The 22,067-nt window shown below is 63.0% G+C and carries 22 protein-coding genes; 10 read left to right on the forward strand and 12 right to left on the reverse strand.

The genetic code is table 11. From position 1 onward, the window contains the following. Positions 1 to 76: 76 nt before the first annotated feature. Entirely contained in the window at positions 77 to 1,765 is a 1,689-nt protein-coding gene (locus tag ASD03_RS28880) for an autotransporter outer membrane beta-barrel domain-containing protein (RefSeq protein ID WP_156408091.1), read from the reverse strand. A gap of 587 nt (positions 1,766 to 2,352) precedes the next feature. On the opposite strand from ASD03_RS28880, the gene ASD03_RS28885 reads away from it, so the two are divergent. The 5 genes from ASD03_RS28885 to ASD03_RS28905 all read left to right on the forward strand — a co-directional run bounded on the left by ASD03_RS28885 (position 2,353) and on the right by ASD03_RS28905 (position 7,195). Continuing rightward, positions 2,353 to 2,598, forward strand: coding sequence for a DUF3302 domain-containing protein (locus ASD03_RS28885; RefSeq protein WP_025427618.1), 246 nt, complete (start codon positions 2,353 to 2,355; stop codon positions 2,596 to 2,598). Then, positions 2,595 to 3,536 carry an efflux RND transporter periplasmic adaptor subunit gene (locus ASD03_RS28890; RefSeq protein WP_025427617.1) on the forward strand — a complete coding sequence of 314 codons (942 nt, stop codon included), beginning with the start codon at positions 2,595 to 2,597 and terminating at the stop codon, positions 3,534 to 3,536. The genes ASD03_RS28885 and ASD03_RS28890 overlap by 4 nt, the downstream gene beginning before the upstream one ends. 430 nt (positions 3,537 to 3,966) lie before the next feature. Continuing rightward, positions 3,967 to 5,235: an NAD(P)/FAD-dependent oxidoreductase gene (locus ASD03_RS28895; RefSeq protein WP_025427616.1), complete on the forward strand. Its 1,269-nt coding sequence runs from the start codon at positions 3,967 to 3,969 to the stop codon at positions 5,233 to 5,235. Between the two features lie 259 nt (positions 5,236 to 5,494). Beyond that, entirely contained in the window at positions 5,495 to 5,959 is a 465-nt protein-coding gene (locus tag ASD03_RS28900; RefSeq protein WP_025427615.1) for a hypothetical protein, read from the forward strand. Between the two features lie 3 nt (positions 5,960 to 5,962). Then, complete coding sequence (locus ASD03_RS28905; RefSeq protein ID WP_025427614.1) at positions 5,963 to 7,195, forward strand: HlyD family secretion protein; 1,233 nt, start codon at positions 5,963 to 5,965, stop codon at positions 7,193 to 7,195. A gap of 350 nt (positions 7,196 to 7,545) precedes the next feature. Here ASD03_RS28905 and ASD03_RS28910 read toward each other — a convergent pair whose 3' ends face one another. The 3 genes from ASD03_RS28910 to ASD03_RS28920 form a co-directional block, all read right to left on the reverse strand. Continuing rightward, the gene (locus tag ASD03_RS28910; RefSeq protein WP_025427613.1) at positions 7,546 to 7,965 is read right to left on the reverse strand and encodes a DUF1801 domain-containing protein; all 420 of its coding nucleotides are present in this window, start codon (positions 7,963 to 7,965) and stop codon (positions 7,546 to 7,548) included. Positions 7,966 to 8,363: 398 nt separating this feature from the next. Then, the gene (locus tag ASD03_RS28915; protein ID WP_025427612.1) at positions 8,364 to 8,834 is read right to left on the reverse strand and encodes a GNAT family N-acetyltransferase; all 471 of its coding nucleotides are present in this window, start codon (positions 8,832 to 8,834) and stop codon (positions 8,364 to 8,366) included. 177 nt (positions 8,835 to 9,011) lie between these two features. Beyond that, on the reverse strand, positions 9,012 to 9,443 hold the full coding sequence (locus ASD03_RS28920) for a rhodanese-like domain-containing protein (RefSeq protein ID WP_025427611.1): 432 nt from the start codon (positions 9,441 to 9,443) through the stop codon (positions 9,012 to 9,014). A gap of 73 nt (positions 9,444 to 9,516) precedes the next feature. Between ASD03_RS28920 and ftrA the strand changes: the two genes are divergently transcribed. Beyond that, the gene (ftrA, locus tag ASD03_RS28925; RefSeq protein ID WP_057217726.1) at positions 9,517 to 10,572 is read left to right on the forward strand and encodes a transcriptional regulator FtrA; all 1,056 of its coding nucleotides are present in this window, start codon (positions 9,517 to 9,519) and stop codon (positions 10,570 to 10,572) included. 21 nt (positions 10,573 to 10,593) lie between these two features. On the opposite strand, the gene ASD03_RS28930 is transcribed toward ftrA, so the two are convergent. Then, entirely contained in the window at positions 10,594 to 11,577 is a 984-nt protein-coding gene (locus ASD03_RS28930; protein WP_025427609.1) for a nucleoside recognition domain-containing protein, read from the reverse strand. 114 nt (positions 11,578 to 11,691) lie between these two features. On the opposite strand from ASD03_RS28930, the gene ASD03_RS28935 reads away from it, so the two are divergent. Continuing rightward, entirely contained in the window at positions 11,692 to 12,144 is a 453-nt protein-coding gene (locus ASD03_RS28935; protein ID WP_025427608.1) for an Lrp/AsnC family transcriptional regulator, read from the forward strand. A gap of 112 nt (positions 12,145 to 12,256) precedes the next feature. Here the strand turns inward: ASD03_RS28935 and ASD03_RS28940 are convergent, their stop codons facing one another. Together ASD03_RS28940 and ASD03_RS28945 are read right to left on the reverse strand one after the other, a co-directional pair. Next, positions 12,257 to 13,006 (reverse strand): SDR family oxidoreductase, encoded by a 750-nt coding sequence (locus ASD03_RS28940; RefSeq protein WP_025427607.1) that lies wholly within the window; start codon positions 13,004 to 13,006, stop codon positions 12,257 to 12,259. 587 nt (positions 13,007 to 13,593) lie between these two features. Further along, positions 13,594 to 14,595: a threo-3-hydroxy-L-aspartate ammonia-lyase gene (locus ASD03_RS28945; protein WP_025427606.1), complete on the reverse strand. Its 1,002-nt coding sequence runs from the start codon at positions 14,593 to 14,595 to the stop codon at positions 13,594 to 13,596. A gap of 312 nt (positions 14,596 to 14,907) precedes the next feature. Here ASD03_RS28945 and ASD03_RS28950 point away from each other — a divergent pair, with 312 nt between their 5' ends. After that, positions 14,908 to 15,315 carry a GFA family protein gene (locus tag ASD03_RS28950; protein ID WP_025427605.1) on the forward strand — a complete coding sequence of 136 codons (408 nt, stop codon included), beginning with the start codon at positions 14,908 to 14,910 and terminating at the stop codon, positions 15,313 to 15,315. 135 nt (positions 15,316 to 15,450) lie between these two features. Beyond that, complete coding sequence (locus ASD03_RS28955; RefSeq protein WP_025427604.1) at positions 15,451 to 15,984, forward strand: hypothetical protein; 534 nt, start codon at positions 15,451 to 15,453, stop codon at positions 15,982 to 15,984. 49 nt (positions 15,985 to 16,033) lie between these two features. Here ASD03_RS28955 and ASD03_RS28960 read toward each other — a convergent pair whose 3' ends face one another. Beyond that, the gene (locus ASD03_RS28960; protein ID WP_025427603.1) at positions 16,034 to 16,939 is read right to left on the reverse strand and encodes a LysR family transcriptional regulator; all 906 of its coding nucleotides are present in this window, start codon (positions 16,937 to 16,939) and stop codon (positions 16,034 to 16,036) included. A gap of 74 nt (positions 16,940 to 17,013) precedes the next feature. Between ASD03_RS28960 and ASD03_RS39415 the strand changes: the two genes are divergently transcribed. Then, positions 17,014 to 17,262 carry a DUF1127 domain-containing protein gene (locus ASD03_RS39415; protein ID WP_128090489.1) on the forward strand — a complete coding sequence of 83 codons (249 nt, stop codon included), beginning with the start codon at positions 17,014 to 17,016 and terminating at the stop codon, positions 17,260 to 17,262. A 148-nt stretch (positions 17,263 to 17,410) separates the two neighbouring features. On the opposite strand, the gene ASD03_RS28970 is transcribed toward ASD03_RS39415, so the two are convergent. The 4 genes from ASD03_RS28970 to ASD03_RS28985 all read right to left on the reverse strand — a co-directional run bounded on the left by ASD03_RS28970 (position 17,411) and on the right by ASD03_RS28985 (position 22,038). After that, positions 17,411 to 18,103: a Type 1 glutamine amidotransferase-like domain-containing protein gene (locus tag ASD03_RS28970; protein ID WP_207207599.1), complete on the reverse strand. Its 693-nt coding sequence runs from the start codon at positions 18,101 to 18,103 to the stop codon at positions 17,411 to 17,413. Between the two features lie 77 nt (positions 18,104 to 18,180). Beyond that, the gene (locus ASD03_RS28975) at positions 18,181 to 18,699 is read right to left on the reverse strand and encodes a hypothetical protein (RefSeq protein WP_225906317.1); all 519 of its coding nucleotides are present in this window, start codon (positions 18,697 to 18,699) and stop codon (positions 18,181 to 18,183) included. Between the two features lie 52 nt (positions 18,700 to 18,751). Continuing rightward, the gene (locus tag ASD03_RS28980; protein WP_025427599.1) at positions 18,752 to 20,695 is read right to left on the reverse strand and encodes a MacB family efflux pump subunit; all 1,944 of its coding nucleotides are present in this window, start codon (positions 20,693 to 20,695) and stop codon (positions 18,752 to 18,754) included. 8 nt (positions 20,696 to 20,703) lie between these two features. Next, positions 20,704 to 22,038 (reverse strand): efflux RND transporter periplasmic adaptor subunit, encoded by a 1,335-nt coding sequence (locus tag ASD03_RS28985; RefSeq protein ID WP_025427598.1) that lies wholly within the window; start codon positions 22,036 to 22,038, stop codon positions 20,704 to 20,706. Positions 22,039 to 22,067 lie beyond the last annotated feature (29 nt).

Raw genomic sequence — 22,067 nt, forward strand, 5'->3', positions numbered from 1 at the left:
GCTCTATCTCTTTGTTTTTCCGCATTTCCTGACGAAAAACCGCTTCGCACGTTTGCTGGAAATGCTCTAGGACCTGTCAGAAGCTCCACGCGACGTGGAGCTTGCCCTCCCAGACATCGAGATCTTTCTGGCCGAAGCTCAAATAGCCGCCCGTCGCTTCGATCTGGAGGTTGTCGTTCACCAGCATTCGGAAGCCCGAGCGAAGCGAAAACGCCCAGGGCGAGGGCGTCACTTCCGACAGGTCGCCGGTCAGGATCTTGCCGTCGTTGGGCCGCTCGAATTGGTATTCGGCACCGAGTTCGGCGAAGGCGAGAAACGGCTGCCCGTCCGGCAGACGGAAATAACGGCTGATCTCGGTCGAGAGATCGAGGACGCCATAATTGAAGCTGTCGCCGGGAAGGGAAACGCTGACCGGTATGTTGAGGATGCTGCCCGAGAGGTCGTAGGCGCCGCTGTCGATATGGGACCAATTGACGGAGACCTTGGGGCGGATGAAATAGGCATCGACCTTATATTGGCCGTGGAGCGAGATTTCGCCGGCAAGACGCTCCGAATCCTGTCGGCCACTCAGCACGCTCAGGTCGATATCGTTGTTGTAGCGCCCGTATGTCAGCGATCCGTCGATCGCCCAGTGTTTCGACAGACGGTAGGCCGCATAGGGGCCGAAGCTGAAGCCGTCGGTGTCGATGCCCAATGTGCCGTCGAACGCATCGGTCGAACTGTTCTCAAGGGAAACGGTCATGCCGACGACGAGGTCGTTGGTGATGCGGCGATCGAGACCCATCGTCAACGAGCGGGCGAGCGTGTCGCTGTCGCGGTCATAACGTTCGTCGGATATGTCTGCGAACTGGATATCCGACCAGAAGTTCCAGAGCGAGGGCGCTGGCAGATCGCGGCCCGGCGTCAACGGCACCTGTGATCGGTCGGCGCTTTGGGCGGCGGCTTCTTCGGCAGCGAGGTCCCGGCAGATCGGCAGGTCGCGCTGTTGCTTGTTGGAATTTATCGACCGCGGGTCGATACAGGTGTCCGGCGTGGGGGCTGCGACCACGCGGCCGCCTCTGATGGCGGTCGGGGTGCGCGGCGTGAACCCCGGAAACACCGGCTGCGGGCCGACGTCCGGGCGGCCATCGGGCAAGTTGAAACCCGGGAACACCGGCTGGGGGCCGACATCCGGGCGGCCGTCGGGCAAGTGGAAACCCGGAAACACCGGCTGTGGGCCGACGTCCGGTCGGCCATCGGGCAAGTTGAAACCCGGAAACACCGGCTGTGGGCCGACGTCCGGTCGGCCATCGGGCAAGTTGAAACCCGGAAACACCGGCTGCGGGCCGACGTCCGGTCGGCCATCGGGCAAGTTGAAACCCGGAAACACCGGCTGTGGGCCAACATCCGGGCGGCCGTCGGGCCAGTCGATGTTCGGAAAGATGATATTACGCACCTGGTTCTGGGTGTCGAGCAGGCACGGTTTTCCGCTCGATGTGTCATAGAGCTTGTGCGTGCCACCGTTGCCGTTTGAAACGACCGGCGAAAGCGAGAGATGGAGGCCGCGCTTGCTCTTGCTCCAGGTGTCGACTGTCTGATTGCCCTGAGCCGCCTCGAGGCCGAAAGACCCGGCGCTGGTTCCGGAAAGCCAGACAGAGCGGGTGGCCCCTTTCGTGTTGCCGAGATAGGCCAGGCCGCCGCGGGAACTGCAGTTCGCGGCTAATGCGTCGCCGGCTGCCCCAAAACTGCAGAGGCCGGCAATCAGCGCCGCACCCAGATATGCCATCGACGCCGCTTGTCGGACATGGAAATCAGCTCTGCGCATGCTTCCCCCAAACGCTCTGCGACATTCCTGCCGCAGCGAAGTATCGTCAATCGCTCCAAGCCGCTTCCTGGCGCTATTCCCCTTGCCCCCGAGGCGGCAGGCGACTGCCCCGCCGCACCGACTCCATTTGTATATTTCCTCAAAGCTTGCCGCACTCCCACCGTGCAATTCTAGTGGTTCGATGGCGGTTTTTCCCGCATGCCTGGCAATCGGGCCGAACTCGACAAAGCCGTTGCCGATGCTCGACCAACGTCGTCGGGGACAATGCGGAGCCGCCCGTGCGGGCGGTTCAAAGGTGAAAGAGACACGGTTGCACCCGTCGTTGCGCGAGGGCGCCCGCCACGGGCCAAGGCCGTCATGCCGTCTTCTCGGCCGTGCCGACGTCGGCATCGGATTAACTGTTACGTACTTCCCACGCGAGCGGCATTGGCTAGCCTGAGCCGATCTGTTCAGCGTCCTTGCCGGCAGCGCGGGTCGGCTCGCTCATGCCAGAGGCCACGGCCATGCCTGGCTCAATAGTGTTTACGCCTCAACGAAGGGATTTGGCCATGAGCCTTATCGACCTATTTGCGTGGATCGTGCTTGTCGTCCTGGTCTTAAGCACCGTCGCGGTGATCGTCTTCCTGGCCATGCTGCCCGGGATGATCGCCAAAAAGCGGAACCATCCGTGGGCCGAAGCGGTGACGGTGGGCGGTTGGGTGACGCTGCTGTTGGGTTTCGCCCTTTGGCCGATCGTCCTGATCTGGGCCTATGTTGACGTTCCCCGTGTCTCCAAGGTGGAGCTTGGACAATGATCGTTGTTCTTCTCAACGTCTATCTGGTCATCCTGTTCTGCCTGGTGAAGTTTCGGATTGTCCCGTTCAATCTGTTCTGGAAGGTCTCACCGATACTGGTCCTGCTCATCCTGCTGGTCGGCCTGTTCATCCCGATGAACTGGGGCGCACCGCAAGGACCCGCACTCGTCGTGCGCAATTCCGTCGCCATAGTGCCCAGCGTCGCGGGCGAAGTGGTCGAGGTGCCGGTCAAGGCGAATTCGCCGCTAAGGGTTGGTGACGTGCTGTTCCGTATCGATCCCGCTCCCTATCAGTCGCAGGTCAATGCTCTGCAGGCCCAGCTCAAGTTGAGCCAGTTGCGGCTGGCGGAGAAAACGAGATTGCAGACGACTCCCGCCGGACGCGCGTTCGATGTCGAACAATATCAGGCCGAGGTCGATCAATTGGAGGCGCAGTTGGTGGGAGCCAACTGGAACCTCGAAAAAACCATCGTCCGTGCTCCTGCCGATGGCTACGTGACGAACCTAGCGCTGCGCACGGGCGCGCGTGTCGCCAATCTGCCGCTATCACCGGTCATGGCCTTCATCGATACCTCGGAGACGATCATCGGCGTCGAGGTGCCGCAGATCGATGCGCGCTATGTCGAGCCCGGTCAGCCTGTTGAGGTGACGTTCAAGTACGAGCCCGGAAAAGTCTACGGCGGCAAGGTTGAGAGCATTCTCCAGGCGGTGGCGACCGGACAGACGCAGACGTCGGGCACTGCCGTTTCATCGAAGACCATCGAGACGCTGCCGTTCGTTGTCAGGGTAAAACTTGATGACGCCGAGTTTGCCAATCGTCTGCCCGCAGGAAGCACGGGGGATGCGGCGATCTTTACCGAACATGTCAGCGCGGCCCATGTGATCCGGAAAGTCCTGCTTCGGCAGATCGCGATCACGAACTACATCAACCCCTTCTGACTGAGGGCTAGATCGGGGCGAAACGATCAGTGCTTGTGTAAACGGCTGCGGGCGTAGGGCGGCCAGCTGCAAGCAATCATGTCCCATGCCCGGAGTCCATTTTCGGAAATCGCGTGCTGAACCCATGCTTGGCCGACGTTGCCCAATAGGTGAGGCTGCCACTGCTCTCGAATGCGTTCTGCAAATGACCAGCAGCAGCTGAAGGGCGGCATTGCGCCAGCCACACGGCGCCGAAGGCCGCCTCGCAGGGAGAGGGGGAAACGATCCTGCCAGCACCGACTTCCGGCACCCGTCTACGGTAGCCCAACACATTATTGCAACGCCGGTGCCAGCGCCATGACCGATTTTGCAAGGGTGGCATACGAAGCCGGCGGTTGTGTTGGCGCGGCGCCGCTCCACATTTGAGAAAAGTCAAATCGGGATCATGGCCATGCAGGACAGGCATCATGTCGTCGTCGTCGGTGGAGGGTTTGGCGGGCTGCAGCTCGTCAACGGGCTTGCCGGCGCGCCGGTGCGTATCACGCTGATCGACCGGCGAAACCACCATCTATTCCAGCCGCTGCTCTACCAGGTCGCGACCACGCTGATCGCTACGTCGGAGATCGCCTGGCCGATCCGCAATCTCTATCGCGACCGGCCGGAGGTAACGACGCTTCTGGGCGAGGTTACCGGCGTCGATGCTGCCGCCAAGACGGTGACGCTCAAGGGCGGGCAGGCGATCGGCTACGACACGCTGGCGATCGCCACCGGCGCGACGCATGCCTATTTCGGCCATGACGAATGGGAGCCGGTGGCGCCGGGTCTGAAGACGCTGGAGGACGCGACCACCATCCGTCGCCGCGTGCTCATCGCTTTCGAAAAGGCGGAACTCGAGGAAGACCCGGCCGTGCGCGAGGCGCTGTTGACCTTCACCGTGATCGGCGCCGGGCCGACGGGCGTCGAGCTTGCCGGCATCATCGCCGAAATGGCCCACCGCACGCTGCCGAGCGAGTTTCGCCGCATCGATACCCGAAAGGCCCGGGTGATCCTGGTGGAGGCGGGGCCGCGCATTCTGGCTGCCTTCAGCGAGGACCTGTCCGATTATGCCCGGCGTGAACTGGAAAGGTTGGGCGTGGAGGTCCGGACCGGAACGCCGGTGACGGACTGCACCGCCGAAGGGGTGACGATCGGCGAGACTTTCGTTGCCAGCCGGACGCTCGTCTGGGCCGCCGGCGTCCAGGCGTCGCCCGCCGCCCGTTGGCTCGGCATTGCCGAGGATCGGGCCGGCCGCGCGATCGTCGGCGCCGATCTTGAGGCGCCAGGTCATGACGATATCTTCGTCATCGGCGATACGGCCTCCGTCACCTATGACGGAGGCAAGCCGGTGCCGGGGATCGCGCCGGCCGCAAAGCAGCAGGGTGCCTATGTCGCGAAGGTCATCCGCGCACGCCTTGGTGGCGGCAAGCCGCCCGGCGATTTTCGCTACCGCCATCAGGGCAGCCTGGCGACGATCGGTCGGCGGGCGGCGATCATCGATTTCGGCCGCTTCAAGCTCAAGGGTGCGCTTGCCTGGTGGATCTGGGGCATCGCCCATATCTATTTCCTGATCGGCACGCGCAGCCGCTTCGCCGTCGCCTGGAGCTGGTTCTGGACCTATTTGAGTGGCCAGCACAGCGCCCGGTTGATTACCCAGAAAGAGACTTTGCGCGACGGGCAATAGCGGTGCGGCATGACAGCCGGCGGGCCTGAGCATCGCGGGTGGTGAGTGTGCCTCTACAGGTGAGTGTGCCTCTACAAGGGCTCGCTGGCTCCTGACGCAATGATGGAGGGGCGGTGGCCGGCAAGGCCCGCCGGACGCGACCGGCTGATATCAACCGTGATCGGGGATACGGTAAAAAAGACTTTGCTTACAAGCGCAAATTGTGTGCTAACTCTCTGAAATCGAGACTATAACCTGACATGCGTTGGGGGAGACGGAGATGGCAGACTTGATACATCCAAAAGCGATCGAACATCTGCCGATGTTCGTCACGCCGCCCGGGCAGTCTGACCTTCTGTTCAATTTCGTCGTGGTGTTCCTGCTGCTCGCAATCTTCGGGATCGGCACGCTCTACCTGCGCCTGCATGCCCTGCCCGAGCAGATGGCCCACGGGGGGAGCAAGGCGAAGTTCGAGGTCGTGGCAGTGCTGGCGCTGATCGCGCTGTTTACGCACAATCATCTCTTCTGGATCGCGGGGTTGATCTTGGCTCTGGTGGATCTGCCCGACATCTGGTCGCCGCTCAGATCGATCGCGCGTTCGCTGGAGAAAATGTCGGGCCGCGAACCGGAGCCGGAGCTGGACGCCCATGGGCACGTCCGTGTCGATCACCCTGTTGTTCCCGAGCCGGCGGCGTCGGCTGTCGAAACCAGGGTCGAGCCGACCTCGAATGATGGGAGGGCATGAGCCATGTTCGAGTTCCTGCTTTGCTCGATGCTGACCATCCTTCCCGACTATCTCTTTCGCCGGTATGTCCAGGGCAAGAGGTTCGGCCACGAAATCACGCTCTATTCCGTCTGGTTCGAACTTCGGTACGGCATCACCGCCTGTCTGATGCTGACGCTGACATTGATCACCCTGGTGTTCTATTTCCATCCGTCGACCAAGAACGTCACCTCGGTGTTCCGCACCGTTACCATTCTGCCGGAGACGGGCGGGCGTGTGGCCGAGGTCTATGTCCAGCGCCATCAAATGGTGGAGGCTGGTGCGCCGCTGTTCAAGCTCGACAGTACCGAACAGGAAGCGGCGATCGAGCTTGCACGTCGGCAGATTGCCGAGGTCGAGGCCGAAACCACGGTGGCGCAGACTGAGCTTGCCGCCGCCGACGGGCTGATCCAGCAGGCGCAAGGCGCCTTTCTTCAGGCACAGGACCAGCTCGAGACCCAGACGGAGCTGATGCGCCGCAACCCCAATGTCGTGGCTCCGCGTGAGATCGAGCGGCTGCAGGTGGCGGCTGACGGCCGCAGGGGAGCGGTCGACGCGGCCACTGCCAACAAGCGCACGCTGGAAACGAAGATCGCGTCGCTGCTGCCATCGCAGAAGGCAAGCGCCGAGGCAGCCCTCAAACAGGCTCAGGTGGAGCTCGACAAGACCACCGTGCGCGCCGGCTTTTCCGGCACGCTGCAGCAATTCACGCTCAGGGTCGGCGAAGTCGTCAACCCGATGCTGCGCCCGGCGGGCATTATGGTACCGTCTGAGGCCGGTCGCGTGGCGCTGATCGCCGGGTTCGGCCAGATCGAGGCGCAGGTGTTGAAAGTCGGCATGATTGCCGAGGCCACCTGCGTCGGCAAACCCTTCACCATCATCCCGATGGTGGTGACGGAGGTGCAGGCCGTGATCGCCGGCGGACAGCTGAGGGCGAGCGATCAACTGATCGACCTCTCGCAACTGGCGGCGCCCGGCACGATCACCGTTTACCTTGAGCCGCTCTATCCCGGCGGCCTCGAAGGGCTTCCACCGGGCAGCAGTTGCATCGCCAACGCTTACACCAACAGCCATGACGAGTTGGAAGCACCCGGCACCAGCACGCTGCGCGGGATCTATCTGCACGTTGTCGACACGGTCGGCCTGGTGCATGCGATGATCCTGCGTATGCAGGCGCTGATGCTGCCGGTGCAGACACTGGTGCTCGGCGGGCACTGACGGTCCGCCGCATCTGTTGACGGCAAAACGGCGCGGCGCGTGTTCGCGCCACCTTTTCCGTCGGTCGGCACGCGGGAGGGGCTAGAGCGTTTCCGGTTTAAACGGAGTCACGGACACGCTCTATCTCTTTGTTTTTGCGCATTCCCTGACGGAAAACCGCTTCGCACTTTTCCTGGAAATGCTCTAGGTGGATATGCGGCGCGCCCTGGCAACGATCCGGCGGGCATGACCAAACGCACCGGAGCGCAATTCTTGTGCCGCTTCGCAACGCCATTTCCATTCTTGCAAAATAGCGAACAGTCGGTTTGTCGCCAGTCCTGTGTCGGCGCCGGCAGGGACAAGCGGCCGCATCATGCGTCCGTGTTTTTGGCCGCCTTTGCCCGGCTGCCCGAAGACGCCTTCTTCTTCGCCTTGGCCTGGTTGTAGTCGATGGCGGCGCGGACGAGGTTCTGCAGCGCGCGCTCGTCGATCTCGTCACCTTCAAAGACGTCGATCGCGCGCCAGACCTTGCCGCCAAAGCCGTTGTTGAACAGATTTTCAGGGTCCGGCAGGCTCGCGCCGTGAGAGAAGGTAAGCTTCACCTTATCCTTGTGGGCGTTGCCGACCGCGATGATGCCATCGCGAGACCACACCGGGCTTCCCATCCACTTCCATTCCTCTGCTATCTCCTTGTCTGCTCCAAGGATGCTTTTGCGCAGGCTGGCGAGTGTCTTGCCGCGCCAGTCGCTAATCCCGGCAATCAACTGGTCGATGTGTTCCGATGCATTCATTGGGCCTCTATCCTCCGACTTCCGGCTCCGTTTCTTCCGCCGGCAAAAACTGCGCTTACTTTGCTCGTGCCAGAAACGCCGTCCTGGCTCCTCGACTGCTTGGGCGGCGCAATTGCCACCGCACAATGCCTCAAATCGGAATCGATTCAAGGTATTATGCAGCGGGATTAATGTGTTGCGGCGTGAAGCGCAGCGCCGTCGTTTCCGCAACGGGAGGACACCGCGTGACGCCATTTTCCGGCTTGCGCGGCAATATGGTGCGGGCGGGCGCTAGGTCGAGGGGGCAGCATGAATTGCAACGATAGACCATCCCATACAACGAGCGGCCGTTGCGCCGCACAGGTGCTGTCACCCGCGTCTGCGTGCGCTTGCGAACGCGCTCACTGCCGCGATGTCGGTTAGTTGCCTGACGGCACCGGCATCGTCCACGGTTCCCAGACTTCGTCGGGCCCGCCGCCGTGACGCCGGTAGAAGCGTTTGGCCGGGGCGTTGCCGGCAAGCACGGTCCAGTTGATGCGCGGCGCGCCGATTTCGGCGGCGTAGCGCTTCAGCGCTTCGATGAGGGCAGCGCCCGCGCCTGAAGAGCGCGCGGTTTCCTCGACGAACAGTTCCTTCAAAACCACCGTTGGCTTCAGGTCATAGGTCCAGGGAATGACATACTGGACGGCGATGCCGACGACGCGACCGTCGAGCTCCGCCACGAAGACCCCGAAGCGCGGGCTGTCGCAAAGGCCGTGGTCGATCAGGTCCCGCTCAGTGACGGCAAACTTGTCGATATAGCCTTCGAAGACGGCAAGACCGCGCATCAGCGCCAGCACCGTGGCGACATCGCGATGCTCGAATGGGCGCGTGGAAATGGCAATCGTCATAGGGCTCCTCAAGGGGGCTGGCAGGGGTGATCCTGCCGGCTACCTTGGCGTGTTTGCGCCGATCCGCCAAGGTGGCCGTTTGGTGGAGTGCATGGATACGCGCACAATCGAATCCGGCCCGGGGAGCCAGCGATGGCCCGCCTGATCCGCGGGCCATCTGCATCGCAGGAGTAGCGCTCAGGCGGCAAGCAGCAGCCGGGGTTCGCCGGGGGCGGCGCCTGAAGCGAAGGCCAGGCCTTCGTCTTCCCAGCCGGTAATGCCGCCGATCATGATCTTCACCGGTCGTCCGAGCCGGGCGATCTTCAGCGCCGCCTGGTCGGCGCCGTTGCAATGCGGCCCAGCGCAATAGGGGACGAACAGGGTGTCGGCCGGCCATTCGGCCAAACGCTCTGCGCTGATCTCGCGGTGGGGCAGGTGGATCGCGCCCGGCACATGGCGGCGGGCATAGGCGGCCTCGGTTCCGACCACGTGCAGCAGCACGAAATCCTGTTCGCCCTTCTTCAGCGCGGCGGCAACGTCGGAGCAATCGGTCTCGACGCTCAGGCGGCGGGCGAAATGGGCAATGGCGATCTCGGGTGCTGCGGCCTGGGTTTCGGTGACGTAGCTCATCTTTCTCTCCTGTGGCTCTGGCCTTGGGCGGTTGACGAGGAGGGTTGTAGCAATGTCGGAAAGGGGCTGGCAGATGGCAGGTTTGCCATATATGCTCAAGATCATGCCAAAACCGTCTGTCACATCGCCATCACCAGCCAATCCACTCGTCGTCGCTCTCGCCTATGATGGTCTCTGCACCTTCGAGTTCGGCGTGGCGGTGGAGATGTTCGGCCTGCCCAGGCCTGAGATGGGCGAGGGGTCGTATTGCTTCGCCGTTGCGGCGATCGAACCGGGGGAACTGAGGGCCACCGGCGGCATCAGGCTGACGGCCGATGGCGGGCTCGATCTCCTGGCTGAGGCCGGAACCATCATCGTGCCCGGCTGGCGCGGTGCCGATACCCCGGTGCCTGAAGCCCTGTGCCAGGCCCTGCGGGCGGCACATGCGCGCGGCGCGCGGGTTCTCTCCATCTGCTCCGGCGTCTTCGTGCTGGCGGCGGCCGGTCTGCTCTCTGGCCTCAGGGCAACGACCCATTGGCGCTACACCGACAAGCTCAGGGCGCTCTACCCTGATGTCGAGGTGGTGCCCGACGTGCTCTATGTCGATAGCGGCGCGGTGCTGACGTCTGCCGGCAGTGCCGCCGGCATCGATCTCTGCCTGCATCTCATTCGCCGCGATTTCGGCAGCGAGGCGGCAAACAGGGTGGCGCGGCGCCTCGTCGTGCCGCCACACCGCGATGGCGGGCAGGCGCAATTTATCGAAAGGGCGGTGCCGGAAGTGCACGAGAGCGCGCGCCTCGGGCCCTTGATCGACCGGATGCGCGCGCGGCTCGGTGAGGATTTCTCGATCGCGGCGCTGGCGAAAGCAGCGGGCATGAGCGAACGCACCTTCCTGCGCCGCTTCGAGGCGGCCACCGGCACAACGCCGGCGCGCTGGCTGCTTGGCGAGCGGCTGGCGCGGGCCCGGCAGTTGCTGGAGGAAAGCACTGTTGGCATGGAACAGGTGGCCGAAGGCTCGGGCTTCGGCTCGACCCAGACGCTGCGGCATCACTTTCGCCAGCAGCTTTCGACGACGCCCGCCGCCTATCGCGCCATGTTCGGGCGGGTGGCAGCGCAAGCGGGTGCGCCGGCCGAGGTCGCGGCCGAGTAGCCGGACCGCGCCCTGCTGCCACTACGCCTCCGACGGGGCAAGTTCGCTGCCGTTCCTGCGGAAGTACGACTTGAAGAACACGGCGTCCGGCGCCGAGACGATGACCCGGGCGACGATCGCCGTTGCCGCTATGGCAAAGACTAGGCGACCGAAGAACACGCTGGTGAAATCGGCGCCGAGGGCAACCACGACCAGCGTATCCTCCACCAGGCTGTGGCCAAAGCCCATGAAGACGCACGCGAGGAAGACCTGGCGCGGCTCGACATTCGCCTCGCGTGCCTCACGGATCAGCAGCGCGCCGCCATATGAGATCCCCAAGAGTACGCCGACGGCGGCAAACGGCACCGTCTGCGGCTTTATGCCCGCAAGGCGGAAGAGCGGCGCCATGCCCCGGTTCAGCCAGCCGAGGAGGCCCACCAGCTTGAGGATCTCGATCGTCCAGCTCAAGGCCAAGAGCACGACGAGCATGGTGGCGAGCGTCTTCAGCGTGCTGAGCGCGAAAGCGATCCAGCCGGAGCCTTCGTTGACCGGTATCCATGTGGGGTTGAGCGGCGTGGCGAGCCAGCCGGTTGCCGCGAAGACCTGGTGTAGCAGTGCCGCGAAGATGAGGCCGCCGCCGATCCTGAGCGCCCCTGTGACCAGGAAGCCAGGGCCTGCTTTTTGGATGATGCGCTGTTCGATCGGGATGGCGTGGGCCACCAGCATCAGCGCCGAAAAGATGGTCATGTCGGCGGTCGTCAGTTCCGAAACCGGCACCAGCGCAAAGACGACCACGACCGCGCCCCAGATGCCGACCAAGAGGCCGGTGAGCCAGGCGAAGGCGAGCTCGGGCGGCAGCCCGACGAGCGTCATCAGCGGTTCGAAGGCCGGTGCGACCGCCCGGATCACGCCGAGTTCCTGCAGGACATGGGTGACGATCGTGACGGGAACGATGATGCGCACCAGGTCCCAGTAGATTTCGAGAGTGGCGAGCGTCTTGCGGTAGAGGATGATGTGAACGGTCATGGCGATGCCTCCTTGAATGGGTTGTCCAAGGACTAGCGCGGGGCCATTCGCAGTTGTGGTCAAAATATGCGAATATGTGCAATAAAATTGCACGCGCATAAATTGGGGGATGGAATGGATCGGATCGACAGAAAGCTGCTCAAGCTGATGCAGGAGGATGCGTCGCGAACCAACGCTGATCTTGCCACCGAGGTCGGGCTGTCGCCGTCGAGCTGCCTGCGGCGCATCAGGCGCTTAAGATCCGCTGGTATCATCGACCGCGTCGTTGCCGTTCTCAATCCCGCAAAAGCGGGCCGAGGGGTGAAGGCGATCATCACCGTCGAGCTGGAGCGCCACGGCGAACAATATGTGCGCCGTTTTCTCGATATGGTCGCCGCCGAGGCGGCGGTGACCCAGGCCTATAGCGTCAGCGGCGCGACCGATGCGCTTCTGATGCTGCGCCTGAAGGACATGGACGAACTCGACGCGCTCACCGAGCGACTGTTCGGGGAAGGGAGCAATGTCGCGCGATACTACACCAGCTTCGTGATCCGCACCGGCAAGGAGACGACGGCAATCCCGCTTTGAAGCTTCGATGTAACTGGACGAGCTTCGCAGGCACTGCACCCCGATCTGCGGCATCAAACGAAGGCGCCGGGGCGATCTACTCCGGCGCGCAACAACGGCGTTGCCGCTATGGTCATTTGACCGCGGCGTTGCCGCCATCGGCGTAGAGCGCGGTGCCGGCAACGAAGCTTGCCATCGGGCTTGCCAGGAATAGCGCCGCCCGGGCGATTTCCTCCGGTTGGGCGATCCGCTTCATCGCATGCAGGCCTGCGGCCCATTCCTTCTGCTCCTGGCTGCCGGCAGCCGGCGTGTCGACGCCGCCCGGGAGCAGGGCATTGGCGCGGATGCCGCTCGCGCCATAGTCGGCGGTGATGCCCTTGACCAGCCCCATCAACCCCGCCTTGGAGGCGCCATAGGCGCCCATGCCGGGGATGCCGACGCTGGTGCCGACGAAGGTCGAGGTGAAGACCAGCGATCCGCCGCCGCGCTTGAGCATTGCCGGGATCTGGTGGCGGGCGCCGAGGAAGGCGGAGGTGAAGTTGGCGGCCAGCACCTCCTGCCATTCTGCGGCCGTGATCTCGGCAAGCGGCCTGACCGCGCCGACGGCGCCGGCATTGTTGACGGCAATGTCGAGGCCGCCGAACCGGCTGATGGCGGCCTCAATCAGCCGGGCATGGGTATCTTCGTCAGCGACATCGCCGCTGACGGCGATCGCTTCGCCGCCCTCGGCACGGATAGCCTCCACCACGGCATTGAGTGGTGCTTGGGTGCGGGCGTTCAAAACCACCTTCGCGCCTTCGGTGGCGAAGAGTTCTGCGACCGCGCGGCCGATACCCGACGACGCGCCGGTGACGATTGCGATCTTATCTTGCAGCATGGACATGGACTTGCTCCTCTTGGTTGAGGCGCACTGAGTATCGCCGACAAGAAGCAGCGCCCACCCGATTTGCGATGGGGACAACTGAATGATGGTGGTCATCGAAAATTTGAAGGGTCGGTCCGGATGTCAGGGTTGAGCGGATCGAAGCGTAGCATCTGCCACGATCTCGTGTTTGCCCTGCACCCTGGAAAGTTCGCCGCGGCAAAGATGACTGCTCAAGCACCTGCATGTTTCCTTTACTCCTATCCGATCAAAGGGCAAAAACATGCAGTCAATCAAAGTGCTACAGCGACCTTGGCGCATCCTAAAAGACGCGCGGCGCTGTAGGGCCGACTATCCTTCACATTCATCGGAAGAAGAAAAACCAGACGGCAAAAGCCAGCATCCAAACCAGGACATAGTAGAAAGCTTGACCCTCGATCATGGCGGCGATCCCCATTCACCGATCGAGGGCATATTAGCATTGATGCAACCGAAGGGTAAGCGGGTGCGCGCTTCAGTGCCCGCCTAGAGCATCCTGCTTTCAAGTGGAATCGCTGAAAGCGGATAAGATGCTCTAGGATCAAAGTGCTAGAGCGTCCTTTGTGCGTTCATCTGAACGCACGGCGCTCTAGAAGTGCGCTGAAGGTTTTCAGATCGATGTTGCCGCCGCTCAACAGAATACCCACCCGCTTTCCGCCACAGGCGATTGCCCCCTGCAAAACGCCCGCCGCGGCCAGGCAGCCGGTCGGTTCCACGACGATCTTCATGCGCTCGGCAAAGAACCGCATCGTCTCGACCAGTTGCCCATCAGTAACCGTGACGATGTCATCGACCGTGTCTTTCAGGATGGCGAAGTTGTGGTTGCCGACATGGGTGACAAGCGCGCCATCAGCGATCGACTTCGGCACCGGGATCTGAACCACTTCGCCCTTGCGCAATGATTGCTGGCCGTCGTTTCCCGCCTCGGGCTCGACGCCAACAATGGAGCAGGCGGGCAAAAGCGCCCTGGCGCTGAGCGCGCTGCCGGCAAGCAAACCGCCGCCGCCCAGCGGAACGACGAGCAAATCGATCTCCCCGACATCCTCGATCAGTTCCAGTGCTGCGGTACCCTGTCCGGCGATGACATCCGGGTGGTCATAGGGAGGGATCAGCGCTGCGCCCCGGTCGGCGGCAAGGCGCAGGCTTATCTCCGCACGATCTTCCGTATATCGATCGTAAAAGACGATCTCGGCTCCATAGCCCCTGGTCGCCGCCACCTTTATCTCCGGAGCGTCGCGCGGCATGACCACTGTCGCCGAAACACCCTGGAGTCTCGCGGCATAGGCGAGTGCCTGGGCGTGATTGCCTGAGGAAAAGGCGACGACACCATTCTGCCGGGAGCGTGCGTCCAGCGCAGCGATGGCGTTGTACGCGCCACGGAATTTGAAAGCGCCCGCACGCTGCAGGTTCTCCGCCTTGAAAAATACGGTCGCTCCGGCTTGGGCGTCGGCAGTTCGCGATGTCAACACAGGCGTGCGGTGCGCCGCGCCGGCGATGCGTGCTCGGGCGGTCTGGACATCGTCGAAGGTCGGGATGCGCAGCGAAGCGGGTGCCGGTGCAGGATTGACCACGAGAAACCTCCATTGCGCACGCGGTGGCCCTGGGCCGAGAGGGAATTTTCCAAGGCACGGCAATGTAGCATCGCGCCGGCGTTTGCACGAGCCAGGTTGAAGAACCATTGGCGCCATCTGCCTTATGACACCGCTGACACGGGCCAGGCCGCATTGTACCGGCTTTAAGGCATCTGCTGCACAGTTCCGCGATTTTCAACAACGGCGGCCGGTGGCATAGTTTGCGCGGCTTGGCAGCGTCGCGTCAGATGGGACGCACACACGCCGCAGGACCTTGGATTTGGGATTTTCAGGCAAGGCGGGAGGGGCGGAATGCTGAAGACCTACACTGGCAGCTGCCATTGCGGCGCAGTTTACATCGAGGCAGATGTCGATCTCAGCGCCGGGACCGGCAAGTGCAACTGCACGCTCTGTACCAAGATGCGGCTGTGGTCGGTGGAGGTGGCGCCGTCGGCTTTCCGTCTGATCGCCGGCGAAGAGGCGCTAGCGGATTATCGCGGTCGCAACCCGGTCGCCCATCATTTCTTCTGCAGCCATTGCGGCGTGCGCCCGTTCGAGCGGATCGACGCACCGAACATGACGGGACACACCTATTACAACATCAACGTCGCCTGCCTCGACGGCGTCGATATCGACGAACTGATGGCTGCACCCGTCACCTACTTCGACGGACTGCACGATGACTGGGGCTCGACACCATCAGAGGTGCGGCATCTGTAGGGCTCGTTTCTGAAAATCCTGACCCCTTGTGTTACGCAGTTCTTGATGCAGCCGTCAGCTTTTGCGGGGATATTGCCTCGCGGATAATGTTGCGGCCACATGTCCCTGGTGGGGCTGCATTTCTGGAGTTGATTGATGGTGGAAAAGACGTTTCCAGAAGCCTTCCCGAGTGCACTCCGCTCCCAGTCCGCGATTGCTGTTTCAGCACTCAAACTGAATTCCGACTACGTTTCCGAACCGTTTTCGGTCAACGTTCTCGGCGAGATCCTGCACATACCTGGTCGGGTTCTTCCCTCGACAAAGCCGGAGTTTGTAGGGCTGAACCTGCAACGGCGCCAAATTGCACTGTGCATGCTGACGCGCAGTTCCGATGGCTTCGGACGTCAGGCCGCTCTGCAAGAAATCCTTCACATCAATAAGCCCTGGTCCATTCCTTTCGTCATCGCGTTGATCGGCGAATACGTCGTCGAGATCATCCATGACATCTACGCGGCTCTGCCCGACTTGGAGCGGGACGTTGTCTCAACATTTATCAAGGCAAATCCGGCGTTTTATAAGCTCACCTGTGACCGGGTGATGAGCTATTGGGACTGCTACTACCGTCGGCAGTTCCGGTGCAGCGACTACGTAGGCTTCAAGCTCTTGCGGCAACTGGACGCGCTTGCATGATTTGAAAGGCTGGAACAATGCGCCGGTCTCGTGGCCGCAACCTTGCAGCCTATATCAGGGGCTCCGGCTCCAGCGCCGCCAGCGTCTTCAAGGCAGCCAGCGTTTCGCGCAGGGCTCGATCAAGCCGTTTGTCGCGGCGCAGCACGAGGGCGAAGCGGCGCGAGAGTGGCGGCGACAGCGGTCGCACGACCAGCCGTTCGCGATCATGCGCGCGCAAGGCGATCTCCGGAACGAGCGCCGCGCCGAGGCCGACGGCGACCATCTCCTTGATCGCGGCGACGCTGCCAAGCGCCATCACCGGTTTGACGGCGGTGCCGCCGTCTGCCGCCAGCCATTCATCGGTGAGCCGGCGGGTGTTGGCGCCCGGCTCGTAAAGGATCAACGGTCGTTGCGCCAATGTCTCCGCCGTCACGGTGTCGGGGAGCGAGGTCTCCGCCGGAGCGATGGCGACGAAGCGCTCGTCGAAAAGCGGGGTGACTTCGAACATGCGGCCGGAGACGGGGAGGCTGACCAGCCCGATGTCGAGCAGATTGTCGTCGACAGCCCTGACAATGTCGGCGCTGTTGCCCGTCGCCACGGTGATGTCGAGATCGGGAAAGCGGCAATTGAGATCGGCGAGAAGCGGCGGCAGCATGAAGGCGCAAGGGGTGGCGCCGGTGCCGAGCCGCACGCGGCCGAGAACGCCCTTGGAGTGGCGTGCCACCGCGTCGACAGCCTCGTTTGTCGCGGCCTCGATGCGGCCAACATGCGCAAGCAGTTCGGCGCCGGCGGCACTTGGCCTTGCAGTGCGGCCGACGCGCTCGACGAGGCGCACGCCGAGCTGCTTTTCCAGCGCGCGCACCTGCAGGCTGATGGCCGGCTGCGTCAGCCCCAGGCGCTCCGCGGCGGCGGAGAAGCTGCCGAGTTCGGCGACCAGCGCGAAGGTTTTGAGGTAGTCCAGGTTGAGGGTTGCCATACCAAAGAAATCCTTATGCATTGCATAGAACATCCAAGCTTCATTTATAGATCGATGCCTTGCACAATGCGAGCATGATCAGCAGCAAAACATGGGTGTTCGACATGCTCAGGGAACTTGGCCTCTTTCTCGCCGCTTCGCCGCGCTCGCGGCTCTGGCAGTTGCAAAATCTGCGCGAACTGGACGCGGAGCGTCTGGACGACATCGGCGTCACACCTGCCGAAGCGTGGCAGGGAAGGCGCACCGAAAGCGCGCCGGCGTCGTCGCGAGGAACCGCAGCGACTGCGCGATATTCCGAAGCCGCGCGTGCGGGGGCGATGTAGACGACGAAAGGCATCTGCGACGGCCTCGTCGGCGCGAAAACGCGCCGCGATCTCAGGATCTTCTTGCCGCGCTCGCGGCTCTTGTTTTTTCGCTGTTCAGTTTTGCGCGGCATGCCGTAGCGCCAGCGCGAGTGCCGCGAACTGAGGGCTACGCTATCGAAAAGCCGCCAAGCTCGATTTCGCCTGGCGCGCGTACGGCGCCACCGGAGATCCACAGCGGATTTCCCACGCACTCAATCTTTCCACCCGCAACAACGACACCGTCGCCATCGTTGCATGCTACGATCGGCCTCGCCGTGCCGGTGCTGTAACGCAGCAGGTCGGGCAGGTAGGTGTCCTCGTCACTAAGATGCGGGAAGAACTCGAATGGCATGAGGTCGAGGGCATTGCCGTCCGTTATCTCCTCCGGTCTGCGGCCGATGAAGAGCGCGTCGGTGGCGATCGTCGGGCCCATGAGAATGGCGCCGGCGCTGACGCCGATGAGGATGCCGCCGGAGGGCGCCCAATTGCGGAGCGGCCCGAGCATCCCGCTTCGTTTCAGCCGTTGCAGAAATTCACCGGTGTGGCCGCCCGCGAGGTGAATGGCGTCTGAGGCGAAGAGCCCGGCGATATCTTCGGCGGGATGCGGCTCGTCGAGATCGTAGAACAGCGCGAGATCGAGATCGTGTCTGCCATAATAGGATTGGCCGGCCAGAAAGAAGCTGCGGTCCGGTTCCGGGCCGGAGGCGACATAGGCGATGCGGTTTCCGCCGCCGCGGGCCTTCAGCAAGTCCACGAGCCGGAGGTCGATTGCCGAACATTCGGGGAAAAGCTGGTCGCTGTAGAATATGAGGTTGAGCAAGTAATCCTCTTGGTTTGTCAAGCGATCCGGTCAGAATGCAAAGATTGGCAAAGTCTCGGTGGCTACATGATGCCGCTTCAACTCTCGTCATACGGCTGTGTGAAGCGTTCCCCGTTGAAAGTGTGTGTACAGCATCTGCAAGTGGGCTTCATATTGTCGACGGTGAGCGTCGGGTCCACCAATGCCAGGTGCTTGTTCTCATCAACATATAGGCCGCTGTAGTATGAGCTCTCGCCGAGGCGCACATACGGCTGTCGTTCATCTTCGCTTCGGGCGACCAGCCAAAAGATGGGATCAGAGCGATCAATCCGAGCGACGGCTTCGCTGTAGGTTTCGTTCCAATCGTTGCCAACGCGTGAAAGGAGAAACCGGAACAGCGGTGTGTAGTCCAATCCATGCCGGTGGTGAGAGTGCATCGAGCCGTTATGAGACAGATCCAGTTTGACGGCCTTTGTGCCTCGTGACTCTCGCCACTCGCCGCCGTCACCGTGCCGCACACCGTGCGTTCGGGTGTTCACCTTGCGATAAAGCGGTTTCTTGCGTTGCATGCCGAGTGCTAAATGCGCCTGATAAGGGATTTCGCGTTGTTGTTGCATGACACAAGAGTGTCGGCAATGGGCGGATTTCGTTGAAAAATCTCCGCTTGCCTCAATCGGCACTGAGTGCCACCGCCGGCTGCAGGCGGGAAGCATTGCGGGCGGGGAGGAAGCCGAAGACGAGGCCAGTCAAAAAGGCGCAGGCGAAGGCGAGTGCGACGGGGCCGAGCGTGAACGAAACGGGCATGCCGAACTGGCCGGCGAGCGCTCCGGTGCCGAGACCGAGGACGACGCCGAGCGTGCCGCCGATCGCCGAGACGACCAGCGCCTCGATGATGAACTGCAGGAGGATGTCACGCTGGCGCGCGCCGGTTGCCATGCGCACGCCGATTTCGCGGGTGCGCTCGCTGACCGAGACCAGCATGATATTCATCACGCCGATGCCGCCGACGAGCAGCGAGATGGCGGCGACCGAGCCGAGAAACAGCTTCATCGTATTGGAGGTTTCGGTGAAGGCTTCGCGCACCGACGACATGTTGGTGATCTGGGTGTCCTCGCGCTTGTGCCGCTGGTTGAGAAGCGCCTGGATGGTCTGCTGCGTGATGTCGATGGCGGCCGCGTCCTTCACCTGCACGGTGATGGTGCGCACGTTGCGCTGGCCGAAGAGGCGCATGCTGCCCGTCGTCAGCGGCACGAGCACGACGTCGTCCTGGTCGTTGCCGAAGGAGGTGGCGCCCATTTCCGCCATCACGCCGATGACCTGGAAGGGGATCTTGTTGACGAGCACATACTGCCCGAGCGGATTGTCTCCTTCAGGAAACAGCGTCTTGACCACGGTCTGACCGAGGACCGCCACCGGCGCATAGGTGTCCATGTCGTCCTGGGTGAGGAATTCGCCCTGCTGTATCTTCCAGGATTTGGCGGTGGTGAACTGCGGCACCGTGCCGTTGGCACTGGTCTGGTAGTCGACATTGCCGCGCCGGACCGTGACGGTGCTGGTCAACTCGGGCACGGCGAAGGCGACATTCGGTACCTCGAGGATGGCGTCGGCATCGGCAGGAACAAGGGTGACATTGCTGCCGCCGGCGCTGCCGCGGAAATTGGCCATGCTCGGCCTGACCACCAGGAGGTCGGAGCCCATGGAGGAAATGCGGCTGAGCACGGAATCCTGCGCGCCGGTGCCGATCGCCAGCATGGCGACGACCGAGCCGACGCCGATGACGATGCCGAGCAAAGTGAGGATGGTGCGGAAGAGATTGGCGCGCAACGCCCGGAACGCCATCTTCACCGCTTCGGTGACGTCGGCGATCGCAGCCGAGCCCTCGCTCACCGTCCGGCTGAGCGCATGGGCTGCGTCCGGATTGCTGCGGCTCTTCTTGGTGCGGTCGGCGACGATGCGGCCGTCATGGATCTCGATCAGCCGGTCGGCCTGTTCGGCGACCTCGCGTGAGTGGGTGATGACGATGACCGTATGGCCATTGTCGTTCATGTCGCGCAAGAGCGCCATGACGTCGGAGCCGCTCTGGCTGTCGAGCGCGCCGGTCGGTTCGTCCGCCAGCACCACGCGGCCGCCGTTCATCAGCGCGCGGGCGATCGATACCCGCTGCTGCTGGCCGCCGGAAAGCTGGTTTGGGCGGTGGTCGAGCCGCTCGCCGAGCTTCAGCTGATGCAGCAGGGCGCCTGCGCGATCGTGACGGTCTCGTGCCGACATGCCGGCATAGACGGCCGGCACCTCGACGTTTTCCTGTGCGCTTGCGGTGGGGATGAGATTGTAGCTCTGGAAGACGAAGCCGAAGGTGCGCCGCCTGAGCGCCGCCAGTTCGTCGGTGTCGAAGCCCGACACCCGCTCGCCGTCGATGAGATAGTCGCCCTCGGTCGGCTGGTCGAGGCAGCCGAGAATGTTCATCAGCGTCGACTTGCCCGAGCCGGACTGGCCGATGATCGCGACGAACTCGCCGGCCTCGATGTCGAGCGAGACGCCATGCAGCACCTCGACGGCGAGATCGCCGTTGAAATAGGTCTTGCTGACGTGCCGGAGCGAGAGGAGCGGGGTCATGGCCGGTCTCAGAACATCGGCGGCATGCGCATGCCGCGCTGGCTGCCACGGGTGCTCGCCGCCGGGGTATCGGTGCCGGTGGCGACGACGACGGTGTCGCCTTCATTGAGGCCGCTCGTGATCTCGGCGTTGACGCGGTTGCGGATGCCGACGTCGACGGCGCGGGTTTCGGGCGCGCCCGAGGGTGTGACCACGGTGAGCTCGGCGCTGCCGCCGGCAGCGCCTGCCTTGCCACCGGCGGCGTTCGCATTGCCGCCACGCTTGCCGGCCGCTTGGCCGCCATCCTTCTCGCCGGTCATGCGCAGCGCAGCACTCGGCACGATCAGCACGTCCTTGGCTGATGACTGAACGAAGAACACCTGGGCGCTCATCGACATCATCAACTCGCCATCAGGATTGGGAACGTCGAACAGGGCGTAATAAAGCACGACGTTGTTTGCCGTGTCCGGCATCGGCTGGATCTGGCGCAGCTTGCCTTCGAAGCGTTTTCCCGGCTGGCCGAGCAGGGTGAAATAGGCGTCCATGCCGACCTTGAGCTTGCCGACATCGGCCTCAGACACCTGCGCCTTGACGGTCATGGTCGAGAGATCGGCAATGGTGACGATGGTCGGCGTCGTCTGGTTGGCGTTCAGCGTCTGGCCTTCCTTGGCCGGGTTGGCGACGATGGTGCCGCCCATCGGCGCGAAGATCTTGGTGTAGCCGAGATCGACCTTGTCGCCGGCAAGGGTCGCCTGCTGCTTGCGGATCTGCGCTTCGATGGCGTTGACGTCGGCCTCGGCGGCGGCAAGATCGGCGATTGCCTGGTCGAGCGTCGACTGGGCGATGCTGTTGGCGGCGACCAGATTGCGCTGGCGATCGATATTGGCCTGTTTCAACACGAGCTGGGCCTTCTTCGACACGAGCTGCGCCTGGAGATTGGCAAGCTCGGCCTGGTCGATCTCGATCCGGTTTTCGATGGTGGCGGGGTCGATTTCGGCAACGAGCTGGTTCTGCTCGACCTTGTCGCCGATATCGAAATGCAGGGCCTTCAACTGGCCGGAGACCTGGGCGCCGGCATCGACCGATTTGACCGCATCAAGTGTGCCGACGGCGGTGACGCTGTTTTCGATGTCGCCGCGCATAACGGCCTGGGTGACCATGGCAGCCCCGGTCGGATTGGTCGCATAGCGCGTCCAGCCATAATAGCCGGCGCCGAGGACGGCGAGGACGACGGGGATCCACAGCCAGGTGCGCGTGCGTCGCTTGCGCCGGATGGGGGTGGCACCGGGAATGAAGGTGACGTTGGGCGTCGCTTCCTCGCGTGCGGTGGTCTCGGTGCGTGCCGTCTTGCCTGTCTTGTTCATGCCCATACCCGGCCCCATACCTGGCCTTG

It is taken from the genome of Ensifer sp. Root127, from assembly GCF_001425225.1.
Lineage (GTDB): Bacteria > Pseudomonadota > Alphaproteobacteria > Rhizobiales > Rhizobiaceae > Ensifer > Ensifer canadensis.